Annotated in this window: 11 protein-coding genes and 1 pseudogene; 7 read left to right on the top strand and 5 right to left on the bottom strand. The window is 69.9% G+C overall.

Translation table 11 applies throughout. The features are described from left to right. Positions 1-3 precede the first annotated feature (3 nt). On the bottom strand, positions 4-456 hold the full coding sequence (locus tag E3O19_RS08875) for a QcrA and Rieske domain-containing protein (protein ID WP_134566976.1): 453 nt from the start codon (positions 454-456) through the stop codon (positions 4-6). 156 nt (positions 457-612) lie between these two features. Here E3O19_RS08875 and E3O19_RS08880 point away from each other — a divergent pair, with 156 nt between their 5' ends. Beyond that, positions 613-1,122 carry a sigma-70 family RNA polymerase sigma factor gene (locus E3O19_RS08880; RefSeq protein WP_134566977.1) on the top strand — a complete coding sequence of 170 codons (510 nt, stop codon included), beginning with the start codon at positions 613-615 and terminating at the stop codon, positions 1,120-1,122. Further along, the gene (locus E3O19_RS08885; protein ID WP_134566978.1) at positions 1,119-1,922 is read left to right on the top strand and encodes an anti-sigma factor family protein; all 804 of its coding nucleotides are present in this window, start codon (positions 1,119-1,121) and stop codon (positions 1,920-1,922) included. The genes E3O19_RS08880 and E3O19_RS08885 overlap by 4 nt, the downstream gene beginning before the upstream one ends. Positions 1,923-1,928: 6 nt before the next feature. Here the strand turns inward: E3O19_RS08885 and E3O19_RS08890 are convergent, their stop codons facing one another. Further along, positions 1,929-2,804 (bottom strand): acyl-CoA thioesterase, encoded by an 876-nt coding sequence (locus E3O19_RS08890; RefSeq protein ID WP_241981282.1) that lies wholly within the window; start codon positions 2,802-2,804, stop codon positions 1,929-1,931. 70 nt (positions 2,805-2,874) lie between these two features. Here E3O19_RS08890 and E3O19_RS08895 point away from each other — a divergent pair, with 70 nt between their 5' ends. Further along, positions 2,875-3,552: a DUF8185 domain-containing protein gene (locus E3O19_RS08895; RefSeq protein WP_134566979.1), complete on the top strand. Its 678-nt coding sequence runs from the start codon at positions 2,875-2,877 to the stop codon at positions 3,550-3,552. 328 nt (positions 3,553-3,880) lie between these two features. Here the strand turns inward: E3O19_RS08895 and E3O19_RS08900 are convergent, their stop codons facing one another. Next, complete coding sequence (locus tag E3O19_RS08900) at positions 3,881-5,464, bottom strand: PucR family transcriptional regulator ligand-binding domain-containing protein (protein WP_134566980.1); 1,584 nt, start codon at positions 5,462-5,464, stop codon at positions 3,881-3,883. A 146-nt stretch (positions 5,465-5,610) separates the two neighbouring features. Between E3O19_RS08900 and gabT the strand changes: the two genes are divergently transcribed. The 4 genes from gabT (at position 5,611) to E3O19_RS08920 (ending at position 11,222) form a co-directional block, all read left to right on the top strand. Continuing rightward, complete coding sequence (gene gabT / locus E3O19_RS08905; RefSeq protein WP_134566981.1) at positions 5,611-6,975, top strand: 4-aminobutyrate--2-oxoglutarate transaminase; 1,365 nt, start codon at positions 5,611-5,613, stop codon at positions 6,973-6,975. Next, a complete protein-coding gene (locus tag E3O19_RS08910) occupies positions 6,972-8,282 on the top strand; it encodes a Glu/Leu/Phe/Val family dehydrogenase (RefSeq protein ID WP_134566982.1) in 1,311 nt (436 codons plus the stop codon). Before gabT ends, E3O19_RS08910 begins: the two co-directional genes overlap by 4 nt. 67 nt (positions 8,283-8,349) lie before the next feature. After that, entirely contained in the window at positions 8,350-9,813 is a 1,464-nt protein-coding gene (locus E3O19_RS08915) for an NAD-dependent succinate-semialdehyde dehydrogenase (protein ID WP_198413892.1), read from the top strand. Between the two features lie 47 nt (positions 9,814-9,860). After that, positions 9,861-11,222, top strand: coding sequence for a flavin monoamine oxidase family protein (locus E3O19_RS08920; protein ID WP_134566984.1), 1,362 nt, complete (start codon positions 9,861-9,863; stop codon positions 11,220-11,222). A 90-nt stretch (positions 11,223-11,312) separates the two neighbouring features. Here E3O19_RS08920 and E3O19_RS18320 read toward each other — a convergent pair whose 3' ends face one another. Both E3O19_RS18320 and E3O19_RS18325 read right to left on the bottom strand, forming a co-directional pair. After that, positions 11,313-12,059, bottom strand: a complete 747-nt coding sequence (locus E3O19_RS18320) for an FAD-binding protein (RefSeq protein ID WP_338145093.1) — start codon at positions 12,057-12,059, stop codon at positions 11,313-11,315. Between the two features lie 116 nt (positions 12,060-12,175). Next, positions 12,176-12,955, bottom strand: a pseudogene (locus E3O19_RS18325) (FAD-binding protein). Between the last annotated feature and the right edge of the window lie 33 nt (positions 12,956-12,988).

Below are 12,988 nucleotides of genomic sequence, written 5' to 3' on the forward strand. Positions count from 1 at the left end.
TGCCTAGCTGGCGGTGACCGAGTTGCCGGCGACCGACACCGGCACGGAAACCAGCGGGCTCGGCGCAGGGCCGCCGAGAACCCTGCCCGTCATCGCGTCGAACTTCGAGCCGTGGCACGGGCAATCGAATTCCTTGCCCACCGGCTTCACCACGCAACCCTGGTGCGTGCACACGGCGCTGAACGCGACCACTTTCCCGGCGGTGGGCTGGCTGACCAGGATCGGCTTCCCGTTGAGGGACGCCTCGACCGAACCGCCCACCGGGATGTCGGCCAGCTTGGCGACCTCCGTCGAACCTCCCTTGTCGCTCTTCGCGGCGCTGGGCGCCCCGGTGACGGCCGGCCCGGTGCTGCAACCGACGAGCGCGACGGCGGTTCCCGCGCCGCCGACCAGGAGGGCGGCGCGACGGGAAATTCCCGGGACGGTCTCGGCTGGAACTGTGGTGGAGTTCGTCATGGTTCTCCTTGAACGGGTTAGCGCATAGATTGGGGCGGCAGGGCGATGCTACCCAGTGGACCTGTTACTCAGTACAACGACACGGTGACGGTTTCGGTTCAGCGTGCGGGTGAACCGCCGTGACTGGTCCGACGTGTTAACGACGGGAGGTGCGCGGTGACGGATGAGCGAGCCGAACTGTTGCGTGCCCTCCACAACGAACACGCCCCGGCCCTCTGGCGTTATGTGGTTCGGCTCACCGGGGACGCCGCCCTGGCGGACGATGTGGTGCAGGAAACCCTGCTCCGGGCCTGGCGCCTGCCGCGCATGCTCGACCAGTCGGAGACATCCGCCAGAGCGTGGCTGTTCACCGTGGCCCGGAACCTCGTCATCGACGATCGCCGGTCGGCCAGGCACCGGCATGAGGTCACCACCGATCAGCTCCCCGAACGCCTGACGAACGACCAGACCGCAGCCCTGCTGGACTCCTGGCTGGTCGCCGAGGCCCTGGCCGGGCTGTCTCGCGAACACCGTGCCGTGGTGATCTGCGCGTACTATCGCGGCCAGTCGGTTGCCGAGACCGCCGTGCTGCTCGACATTCCGCAGGGAACGGTGAAGTCCCGCCTGCACTACGCGTTGCGGGCGATGCGGCTCACGCTGCACGAGCGGGGGGTGAGCGAACGATGAGCGGGCAGGATGAGTACACCGACTGGGACGCCGCCTATCTGATCGGGGCGCTCTCCGTCGCGGAGCGGCACGAGTACGAGCGTCACCTCTCCGGCTGCGAAAGCTGCACACGGCTGGTCGCTGAGCTCTCGGCACTGCCCGGACTCCTGGGCACCGTTCCTGCCGAGCAGGCCATCGAGCTCGACCGCCAGCTCGAAGATCCGCACCCTGAGACCGGTTCCCCGAGCGCGGGCCTGCTCGCCGGGCCGCGCCAGCTCGAGCAGAGCCTGCCGCTGCTGATCGACCGGGTGCGGCGCCGACGTCGTCGGGCCCGCGTACTCGTGGCCGGAGCCTTCCTGACGGTGGCTGTCGTCGCGGCCGTGGCCGTCGTCCTGCCCGGGGTGCTGCCCGGGGTGCTGCCCGGGGTGCTGCCCGGCGCCACGCCGACCGCGGCACCCGTGGCCGCCGCGGCACCTGGCTCCAGCCTGCCCGTCGCAGGCCGCACGGTGATGCAACAGGTCGTGCCCAGCCCGCTCAGCGCCAGTTTCGTGCTGACCGGCGAACCCTGGGGAACCCGGATCGACTCCTCCTGCAGCTACGCGAAGACCGGCGGAGGCGGAGACTCCGGCAAACGGGCGTATTCGATGTTCGTGACCGACAGTCGCGGCGCGGCGACGCTCGTGGCGACCTGGCTGGCCGGCCCGGGCACCGCAATCGAGGCCGTCGGCACGTCGAGTGTCGCCCGGCGCGACATCGCGTCCGTCGACATCCGTCTCGAACCGGACGGCCTCGTGCTGCTGGCCGGCCGGCCGGCGTCCTGAGCGGGACTACTCGGCGTTGGTCGGCACGCGCAGCATGCCTTCCTGGGCGACCGTGGCCAGGAGCAGGCCGGACCGGCTGAAAATGCTGCCGGTGGACAGGCCGCGGCCGCCCTGCGCCGACGGGGAATCCTGCACGTAGAGCATCCACTCGTCGGCGCGACCGAAGCGGTGGAACCACATGGCGTGATCGAGGCTCGCGACTTTGAGCCCGCGGGTGGCCCAGGCGATACCGTGGCGCCTCATGATCGGTTCCATGATCGAGTAGTCGCTGGCGTAGGCCAGTGCGGCGCGGTGCAGGTCGGGGTCGTCCGGCAGCGGGCCGAGCGTCTTCATCCAGACGGCCTGGCGCGAGGTGTGCTCGCCGTCCACCGTCAGGTAGATCGGGGACGGGATGTGGCGCATGTCGAATGGGCGTTCGCTGGCCCAATAGCGTGCGATCGAGTGGTCGACCTTATCCAGGGACTCCGCTGCTGTGGGCAAGGACTCCGGGTCGGGAAGGCCGGCAGGCATGTCGATGTGGTGTTCGAGGCCCTGGTCGTCGTCCTGGAACGACGCGATCATCGAGAGGATCGGCCGGCCGTCCTGGTAGGCCTGCGTGCGGCGGGTCGCGAAGGAGCGCCCGTCGTGGATCCGTTCAACCGAGAACGTGATCGGCTGGCCCACGTCGCCCGGGCGGAGGAAGTAGCCGTGCATCGAGTGCACGTGCCGGTCGTCCGGTACCGTTCGCATCGCCGCGACGAGCGACTGGGCCAGGACCTGTCCGCCGAAAACCCGGCCGAGCGGCATCCATTGCGATGGCCCGGTGAAGATGTCCTCGCTGGTGCGGGCACCCGTGTCGGTGAGGTCGAGGGCGGTCAGGAGACCTTGCATTGGCTCGTCCATGTGGCCTCCTCAGGCGCGTGAAGGGGGGGGTCCGTGTGAGCCCCGGCGTATCTTGGTAGTTTAGGAGCAGATGAGCAAGTCATTTTCTCTCACGGATTCCCTTTCCCTCAGCGACCTCCAGGTGTACCTGACCCGCGCCAGCCGGGTGGAGGACGGCTCGGTGCGCCTGATTTCGGCGGCCGGGGTGCTCGCCGTGTATACGGCAATCCTCTACCCGCGCGGTCTTCTCGACGGCAGCCCGACAGTGCTCGGCCTGCGCACCTTTGCGCTGAGCGCGCCGGTCGAGCTCGACGCGGTCGTGCCGGTGCGTTCGCTGCTCGATCGACTGGCCAGGCTCGTGGCCGCGGTGACCATGCCGGACGCGCCGGTCAACGTGACCGTGCCACTCGAGGTGACCACGGTGACCTGGGCGGGGATCTCCCCGCCGAAGGGCGGCTGGACGGCACTGGGCGAAACGGATGCCGCCCTCCTGCAGGCGTCGGCGGACGCCGGGATCGAGGAGGTCGCCGCGGTCATCCCGACCGGGACGGGCGGCCAGATCGTGCAGCGCGTGCGCTCCGAGGTGTGGGGCCGGCCGATTCCCGGGCTGGAGATCGTGCCGACCGGTGCGGCCTTCGCCGCCGTCAGCCTTGGCTTCCTCCCGAAGGAAGAACCCGTGCGCTTGTTCGAGACCGGGCCCTGGACCCGGCTGAGCACGAGCCGCGGTCACATCCTCGTACGCCGCAAGCCCTGGTCGCTCCGCGCCTGACCCGTGGTGATCGAGCCTGACCCGTGGTGATCGAGCCTGACCCGTGGTGATCGAGCCTGACCCGTGGTGATCGAGCCTGACCCGTGGTGATCGAGCCTGACCCGTGGTGATCGAGCCGTGACCCGTGGTGATCGAGCCGTGAGGCGTGGTGATCGAGCCGTGAGGCGTGGTGACCGAGCGTGACGCGACGATGCCCCCGCGATTTCGACAGGCCCAATCACCAATCGACGGGCGCAAGTTCGAATGGGTGGCTCAGTCACGGAAAAAGCACCCTCCCGGCCGCGTCGAAGGTGCTTTCCGCGTAACTCAACCTCGCGGATGCGACGTCCTAGGTCGCCGGGATGCCTCCGGTCGAGAGGAGGGCTGCCCAGATGTCCGCGCGCGCGTGGAAACTGCTGAGATCGCGGTCGAGCAAGTGTTCGACCTGGCCGATCCGGGCGCGGACGGTGTGCCGGTGCACCCCGAGCGCGTCCGCGGCCGGCCCGAACTGGCCGTTCTGCTCGAGCCAGACCCGCACGGTGGCCAGCAGCGCCGTGCCGTGCGCTGCGTCATGGCTGCTCACCGGCGCAAGAGCCGCGCGGCCGACCTCTGAGGCGTCCGTCCGGGCCAGGAAGGCGAGCACCCCCTGCCGGGAAATCAGCTCGAAGGCCACGATCCCCGGTTCGCCCTCCTGCGCACGCTCGAGAGCCTGGCGGGCCTGTGCGAGCGCCCGGGGGAGCGATCGGTACTCGGCCGGGTCGGAAACTCCAACGTGGAGGCCGAACCCGACCAGGTCGCCGAGCAGCGGACCCGCGCTGGAGTCGACGCACACGACGACGCTGCTGCCCGCACGGGCGTAGAAGACGTGCCCGCCTCGCTCCTCCACCCGGAGTTCGAGGAATTCGGTGAGGGCATCCAGTCGTTCCGGGGGAGGCTCTGTCACGGCGATCCGCACCGGTTCGACGGGGAACCCACCCCACAATTCGGCGGAGATCGTGCGAGCCAGTTCGACCTGCCCTCCGAGCTGCGCGTGCAGGAGACCCGACCGCAGGTGGCCGCGGGCGCGGCCGAGTGCGGTGTTCTGTTCGAGGGCGAGCCCGGCAAGCGCGATCACGCTCGTCACGACCTCCTGGCCGGCCTGGTCCAGCGCGGTCCGGCCACCGAGCGCGAGCACGCCGCGCAACTGGTCGCGACGCCCGAGTGTCTGCAGGCTGAGGGTCTCGGCGCCGTCGTCGACGCTGAGGCTGGCCCGCTGGCCGCGGCGGAGCATCCGCCCGGCCTCCCGCTGCGCCCGGTCTAGGGAGCTGCGGGAGGCGGATGCGCCGGTGAAAGCGTCCCGAGGGAAGACTCGGTCGAGGGCGCCGCTCGGGTCGAAGAGCGCGACCCAGTGGCCGAGCTGGCGGGACAGCTCGCTCAGGGTGGCGCTCAGGCCGTCGGGACGGAGCGCCGCGAGCGAGATGGCCCGCTGTGCGGCCAGCGTCCAGGTGTCCCTGGCGAAGCGGAGTTCGGCGACCAGGTCGCCGGCGGCGCGGGCAACGGCAATGAACGGCGTGCCGTAGGGCACCTCGACCAGGGGGATGCCCCTGGCCAGGCAGGCGGCGACCAGCGCGTCGGGCGTCCCGTCGCGAACGACCTCGGTGCCGAACCCCAGGCAGGCGATACCGAGGTCGGCCAGCCGCTCCGTGTAGCCGGTGTAGAAGGCATCCGTCGTCGTGTCGGAGGTGAACTGTCGACCGGTGGTGAGCAGCATCTGGCTGGTGGAGAGGAACGGGGTCGGATCCGGCAGATCGGAGCTGTGCACCCAGTCCACGGGCTGGTCAAGCGCCCCGGCGGGAAGGTCGGTCTCCATGGTCAACAGGCGCAGGTGCAGTCCAGGCTGGGCGAGGAGTCGGCGAAGGGGAGGGAGCAGCGGCGGGGCCACGGACGGAGACATGCGACGAGTGTACAGGACGGCGAAAGATTAGACGGAGGTTGTACATAGTGGCAGGTGAGGGTCGGGGCTGCCGTGCATAACATTGCGCAATCGGCATCGTCGCCGGCAGTGCGGCGATGCACCTGTGTCGCAGAACTGGAGCAGCCATGACCATCGTCGAAACCCTCACATCCACCGTGCCGCTCGGTGGTCCGAGCCTCCCGCAGGAACGCCGCCTGGTCACGAACATCCCCGGCCCGAAATCGCAGGCGCTGCACGCGCGCAAGGCGGAGGCGGTCTCCGCCGGCGTGGGCGTCACCCTCCCCGTCTACATCGTCGCGGCGGGCGGCGGCGTGCTCGTCGACGTCGACGGGAACTCGCTGATCGACCTCGGCAGCGGCATCGCAGTCACCGGCGTCGGCAACAGCGCGCCCCAGGTGGTCGAGGCAGTCGCCGCGCAATTGGCTCAATTCACCCACACCTGCTTCACCGTGGCCCCCTACGACTCCTACATCGAGGTCGCCGAGACCCTCAACCGGCTCACCCCCGGCGACCACGCCAAGCGCAGCGCCCTCTTCAATTCCGGTGCGGAGGCGGTGGAGAACGCGGTCAAGATTGCCCGGCACTACACCGGCAGGCAGGCCGTCGTTGCTTTCGACCACGCCTATCACGGCCGCACCACCCTGACCATGGGACTGACCGCGAAGAACCAGCCCTACAAGAACGGCTTCGGCCCGTTCGCCGCCGAGCTCTACCGCGCGCCGATGTCCTACCCGTACCGTGACGGCGGCCTGGACGGGGCCGTCGCAGCCCGACGAGCCATCTCGCAGATCGAGAAGCAGATTGGCGCCGATAACCTCGCCGCCGTGATCATCGAACCGATTCAGGGCGAGGGAGGCTTCATCGTCCCCGCGCCGGGCTTCCTGCCCACGCTCGTCGACTGGTGCCGCGCCAACAGGGTCGTCTTCATCGCCGACGAGGTGCAGACCGGCTTCGCCCGCACCGGCGACATGTTCGCGAGCGAGGACGAGGGCATCGTGCCGGACCTGATGGTGATGGCCAAGGGCATCGCCGGCGGACTCCCGCTCTCCGCGGTCACCGGCCGCGCCGAGATCATGGACTCGCCGCAGGTCGGTGGCATCGGCGGCACCTACGGCGGCAACCCGCTCGCCTGCGCAGCGGCCCTCGCCACCATGGCGGCGTATCAGTCCGAGAACCTGGTCGGACGGGCCAGGGAGATCGGCAGCATCCTCACCGGCCGGCTGAACGCCATCCGGGCCGCGGACAAACGGGTCGGCGACGTACGCGGCCGTGGCGCCATGATCGCAATCGAACTCGTCGACGCGGTGACGGGCGAACCGGATGCCGCCCTCACCGGGCGTGTCGTCGCCGCCGCCCACGCGCAGGGCGTCATCCTGCTCACCTGCGGTACCTACGGCAACGTGATCCGTTTCCTGCCGCCGCTGAGCATCCCCGACGCGCTCCTCGTCGAGGGCGTGCAGGTCGTCCAGGCCGCGCTGGCCGCCGCATGAGCCTTCTCGAGGCCGCGCCCAGGACACTCCTGACCGCCCCGCCGGCAACCCCACTGGCGACACCACTGGCGACACCGCTGGACGACGCCCGCTCCCAACTGGCCAGCGCGATCAACGTGCTCGGCTATGGTGCCGGGCTGCAATCCCTGCTGTCCACTCCGCGTCGTGAGATGACCGTGGCCGTGCCGCTCCGCCGGGATGACGGCAGCACCAGCCTGTTCACCGGCTACCGGGTGCAGCACAACCTCTCCCGCGGTCCGGCCAAGGGAGGCCTCCGCTACAGCCCGGGCGTCACCCTGGACGAGGTGCGCGCCCTGGCGATGTGGATGACCTGGAAGTGCGCCCTGATCGACGTGCCGTTCGGCGGCGCGAAGGGCGGGGTCACCATCGATCCCCGCCAATTCTCCCAAGCCGAGCTGGAGCGCGTCACCAGGCGCTACACCAGCGAGATCCTGCCGATCATCGGCCCGGAGAAGGACATTCCCGCTCCCGACATGGGCACCGACGAACGCACAATGGCCTGGATCATGGACACCTACTCCGTCAATGTCGGTTACACCGTTCCCGGCATCGTGACCGGCAAACCGATCAGCCTCGGCGGCTCGCACGGCCGCGCCAGCGCCACCTCCCGCGGGGTCACCCACATCGCTCTTGCGGCCCTCCGGCACCGCGGCATCAGCCAGCACGGCGCCACCGCGGCGGTGCAGGGCTTCGGCAAGGTCGGCCACGACGCCGCCGTGTTCCTCACCGACGCCGGAATCCGCGTCGTCGCCGTGAGCGACCAGTACGGCGCCGTCTACAACCGGAACGGGCTGGACTTCACCCGGCTCAGCGCCTGGGTCGCCGCGACCGGGCGGGTCGTCGGCTACGACGGCGCCGAGCCGCTCGACGGCGACGCCCTGCTCGAACTGCCCGTCGACCTGCTCGTGCCGGCCGCCGTCGAAGGAGTGCTGCACGAGGGCAATGCCGCCCGGGTCAGCGCCCGGATCATCGTCGAGGGCGCGAACGGTCCGACCTCCCCGGCCGCCGACCGCATCTTCGCCGAGAACGGCCAGCTCGTCGTTCCCGACATCCTCGCGAACGCCGGCGGAGTGCTCGTCTCCTATTTCGAGTGGGTGCAGGGCAACCAGGCATACTGGTGGAACGCCGACGAGGTGGAGCACAAGCTCGAGGAGCGGATGCTCGGCGCCTGGCAGCAGGTCGTCGAATACGCCGCAGCCAGGGACCTGTCCCTGCGTGCCGCCGCGACCGTACTCGCGGTTGAACGTGTCGCCGAGGCGCACCTCCTTCGCGGCCTGTACCCCTGATCGTCAGCTCCGGCATAGCCGCCCCGCCCGCGAGAACCCAGCGAACAAGATCCAAGTGAAAGAGAAAATCGTGCCCAGTCGTGAAACCGACCTGCTCGCCCGCGTTCCCGACGGGCTCTACATCAACGGGGCCTGGCAGCAGGGCGGCGGCGACCCGATCGAGGTGACCGACCCGGCGAACGGGCTCGTTCTCAAGCGCATCGCCAACGCGGATGCCGCCGACGGCATCCGTGCCCTCGACGCCGCGGTCGACGCGAGCGCGGCCTGGGCGGCGACCGCCCCGCGGGTGCGCGGGGAGATTCTACGCCGTGCCTTCGATCTTCTCCAGGGGCGCCGTGACGACTTCGCCCTGCTGATGACGATGGAGATGGGCAAGCCGCTCGCCGAGGCGAACGGCGAGGTCACCTACGGCGGCGAATTCCTGCGCTGGTTCAGCGAGGAGGCCGTGCGGATCAACGGTCGCTACGGGCTCAACCCCGAGGGTACCGGGTCGATGGTCGTCTCCCAGCACCCGGTGGGCCCGTGCCTGCTGATCACGCCGTGGAACTTCCCGCTGGCCATGGCAACCCGCAAGATCGCGCCTGCCCTCGCCGCGGGATGCACGGTCGTGATCAAACCGGCCGAGCTGACCCCGCTGACCACCCTTTATTTCGTGCAACTGCTCGAGGATGCGGGGGTGCCTGCCGGGGTCGTCAACGTGATCACGACCTCCGCCTCATCCGCCGTGGCCGGGCCGATCATCGCCGACCCGCGGCTGCGTAAGCTGAGCTTCACCGGCTCGACCTCGGTCGGTCGCAAGCTCATCCAGCAGGCCGCCCAGGGCGTGCTGCGCACCTCGATGGAACTCGGCGGCAACGCCCCGTTCGTGGTCTTCGACGACGCCGACCTGGACAAGGCCGTCGACGGCGCGATGCTCGCCAAGTTCCGCAACATCGGCCAGGCCTGCACCGCCGCGAACCGGTTCATCGTGCACGAGTCCATCGCCGCCGAGTTCGCCCGTCGGCTCACCGAACGGGTCATGGCCCTGAAGATCGGCCGCGGCACGGAGGAGGGCGTCACCATCGGGCCGCTCGTCAACGAGGCCGCCGTGGCGAGCACGGAAGCGCTGGTGCAGGACGCCCTGGAAAAGGGGGCCACCCTGCTCACCGGCGGGGCGCGGCTCGACGGCCCCGGCACGTTCTACGAACCAACCGTGCTCACCGGCGTCGCCCCGGACAGCGCTATCCTGCACGAGGAGATTTTCGGCCCGGTCGTCGGCATCGTCACCTTCGGCGACGAGGGCGAGGCCGTGCGTCTGGCCAACGCCACCGAGTACGGCCTGGTCGGCTACGTCTTCACCAGGGACCTCGCCAGGGGACACCGGATGATCGGCCGCCTGGAAACCGGGATGATGGGCCTCAACACGGGGCTGGTCTCGAACGCTGCGGCGCCGTTCGGCGGCGTCAAGCAGTCCGGCCTGGGCCGCGAGGGCGGGCTCGAGGGAATCCACGAGTACCTCTCGACGAAGTACACCCTGATCCCGGTCTCCTGACCCCGATCGCGCTCGAACCCACCAACGAACACTGCAGGGGAGCAATCATGACCACGATTGAACGCGACATTGTCATCATCGGCGCCGGGGCATCCGGCCTCACCGCCGCGACCGAGCTTCGGAAGGCGGGCCTCACCGTCGCCGTGCTCGAAGCCAGGGACCGGGTCGGCGGCCGGCTCTGGACCGACGACATCGACGGCGCCATGCTCGAAATCGGCGGCCAGTGGGTCTCGCCCGACCAGGACGCGCTCAAGGAGACGATCGCCGAACTCGGCCTCGAGACCTTCGCCCGCTACCGCACCGGCGAGAACGTGTACATCAACGCCGCCGGCGAGCGCACCCTGTTCGAGGGGGAGATCTTCCCGGTGTCGGCCGAGACCGAGCGCGAGATCCTCCGCCTGGTCGAGCTGCTCGACGGCCTCGTCGCCCTGACGGATCCCGACCGCCCGTGGGCCCACCCGCGCGCCAAGGAGCTTGATGAGATCTCCTTCAGCGCCTGGCTGGAGCAGGAGACCGTGGACCAGGAGGCCCGCGACAACATCGGCATGTTCATTGCCGGCGCGATGCTCACCAAACCGGCGCACGCGTTCTCCACGCTGCAGGCGCTGCTGATGGCGGCGAGCGCCGGCAGTTTCAGCAACCTTGTCGACGCCGATTTCATCCTCGATGAGCGGGTCGTCGGCGGCCTCCAGCAGGTGCCGATCCTGCTCGCCGAACGGCTCGGAGACGACGTGTACCTCGGCCAGGCGGTGCGCACCCTACGCTGGAATGAGGATGGCGTCGTCGCCGTCACCGATGACCTCGAGGTCCACGCGCGCCGTGTGATCGTCGCCGTCCCACCGGTGCTGTACAGCCGGATCTCGTTCGAGCCGCCGCTACCGCGCCGTCAGCACCAGCTGCACCAGCACCTCTCGATGGGCTTCGTGATCAAGGTGCACGCCGTCTACGAGACCCCGTTCTGGCGCGAGGACGGCCTCTCCGGTACCGCGTTCAGCCCCTACGAGCTTGTGCACGAGGCCTACGACAACACGAACTTCGGCGACACACGCGGCACGTTCGTGGGTTTCGTGTCCGACGAGGCCGCCGACGAGCTGTTCACGCTCACGCCCGAGGAGCGGAAGACCCGCATCCTGACGTCGCTCTCGCACTATTTCGGCGAGAAGGCGCTCACGCCGGTCGTCTACTATGAAAGCGACTGGGGCACCGAGGAATGGACCCGGGGGGCCTACGCGGCGAGCTTTGACCTGGGCGGGCTCGCCCGCTACGGCGCCGACCTGCGCACTCCTGTCGGGCCGATCTCCTTCTCCTGCAGCGATCTGGCTGGAAAGGGCTACCAGCACGTGGACGGCGCCATCCGGATGGGACGCGACACCGCGGCGGCGATCGTCGCCTCCGCCGCGCTCGTCTAGCCGGACCGCCGCACCTGCTGCGCCGCGGCGACCCTCGGGTCGTCGCGGCACGTCGTAGGGAAGCGGGCGCGCCGTAGATCGCGCGCCCGCTTATTCCAGGCGTGCCACGAGCGTGTGGCGGCGCGGCCCGCGGTGCGACCGGAGAACAGGCAGCCGCCGAGGAACGTGCCCTCGAGCGAGCGGTAGCCGTTCATGCCGCCTCCGTCGAAACCGCTGGCCTCCCCGGCCGCGTACCGGCCGGGGACGGGTTGGCCGTCGGGGCCGATCGCCACGGGCGACGAGGTCGGTCTCGATGCCGCCGAGGCTCTTCCGGGTGAGGATGTGCAGTTTGACGGCGATCAACGGGCCGTTCCTGGGATCGCGCAGCTTGTGCGGGGTGGCAACGCGGATGAGTCGGCCGCCGCGAAAGATCCTGGCCCGCCTGATCGCGGTGATCTGGGCATCCTTCGTGAAGTCGTTGTCCAGCTCCCGGTCGCGGGCCCTGATCTCCCGCTCGGTCCGGGCGAAGTCGAGGCGCACCTCCGGTGAGCGGGACTGCATCCCCGCCAGCAGCTCGTGCAGGGTGTCCGCGACGACGAAATCGGCGCCCTTCGCCGTGAACGCCTCCACCGGGCCCGGTGCGCCTGGGGCGACCCGTTTGGCGAGGAGGGCAAGATCCTTCCCGGTCAGGTCTGGGTCCTGCTCGCTGCCAGAGAGGGCGAACTCCTTTTCGATGATCTTCTGGGTGAGCACGAACCAGCTGTGGGCGGGGCCGGTGCCGACGATGTGCTCCAGCGTGCCGAGGGTATCGAAGCCGGGGAAGAGCGGCGCGGGGAGCCGCTTTCCGGTCCCGGCCAGTCACAGCGTCCAGCCACAGCGACGAGGGGCCGGGCAGGATCCGGACGTCGTGGGCCGCCCAGACCGGTTCCCAGATTCGACGCCTTCGGTGTAGTGCCACAACCGCTCGCCGTTGATCAGCCGCGCGCCGGCCCGCTCGCTGATGCCGAGCATCCGGGCGTCGACGTGGGCCGGGACGCCAGAGCAGGTGTTCGGGTGCGGGCGCCCAGCCGGGACCGCCACGGGGCGCGTACGAGGTCGTGGTTGCCGCCGATGCCGCCGCTGGTCACGATCACCGCCGAGGCCGCGAACTCGAACTCGCCGACCCGGTCGCGGAAGCTCGCCTCGCCGAGGGCTGCGTTGCTCCTGGCGAGCATCCCGCCGCACACCCCGATCACGGTCCCCCGGTGACGATGATCTCGTCGACCTGGTGCCGGTGCAACACGGTGACCAGCCCGGAGGCCACGCCCGCTCCTGGGCGCCGAACGGTGCGAGCAGGGCGGGGCCGGTGCCCCAGACGATGTGGAACCGCGGCACGGAGTTGCCGTGCTTGAGGGCGGTGTAGCCGCCCGCTCGGCCCAGCCGACGACCGGAAAGAACCGGATGCCGCGCTCGTGCAACCAGGCGCGTTTCTCCCCGGCGCCGAAGTCGAGGTACGCTTCCGCCCACCGCTTCGGCCTGTAGTCCTCGTCGCGGTTCAAACCGGCGCTGCCGAACCAGTCCTGCCGGGCGAGCTCGGGGGAGTCGTGCACGCCGAGGCGGCGCTACTCCGGGGAGTCGACCAGGAACAGCCCGCCGAAGGACCACCAGGCCTGTCCGCCAAGTGAGGATGCCGGTTCCTGCTCGACCAGGATCACCCGTTTGCCGGCTCCGACCAGTGCGGCCGCCGTGACGAGGCCGGCCAGGCCGGCCCCCACGACGATGGCGTCGGCTACGGCGTCGGCGTCGGC

It is taken from the genome of Cryobacterium algoritolerans, from assembly GCF_004402785.1.
GTDB classification, from domain to species: Bacteria; Actinomycetota; Actinomycetes; order Actinomycetales; family Microbacteriaceae; genus Cryobacterium; species Cryobacterium algoritolerans.

Coding starts and splice junctions, on each gene's coding strand:
- E3O19_RS08890 (WP_241981282.1), bottom strand. CDS start 2,804: ATGGACGAGCCAATGCAAGGTCTCCTGACCGCCCTCGACCTCACCGAC.
- gabT (WP_134566981.1), top strand. CDS start 5,611: ATGACCATCGTCGAAACCCTCACATCCACCGTGCCGCTCGGTGGTCCG.
- E3O19_RS08920 (WP_134566984.1), top strand. CDS start 9,861: ATGACCACGATTGAACGCGACATTGTCATCATCGGCGCCGGGGCATCC.
- E3O19_RS08910 (WP_134566982.1), top strand. CDS start 6,972: ATGAGCCTTCTCGAGGCCGCGCCCAGGACACTCCTGACCGCCCCGCCG.
- E3O19_RS08895 (WP_134566979.1), top strand. CDS start 2,875: ATGAGCAAGTCATTTTCTCTCACGGATTCCCTTTCCCTCAGCGACCTC.
- E3O19_RS08875 (WP_134566976.1), bottom strand. CDS start 456: ATGACGAACTCCACCACAGTTCCAGCCGAGACCGTCCCGGGAATTTCC.
- E3O19_RS08885 (WP_134566978.1), top strand. CDS start 1,119: ATGAGCGGGCAGGATGAGTACACCGACTGGGACGCCGCCTATCTGATC.
- E3O19_RS08900 (WP_134566980.1), bottom strand. CDS start 5,464: ATGTCTCCGTCCGTGGCCCCGCCGCTGCTCCCTCCCCTTCGCCGACTC.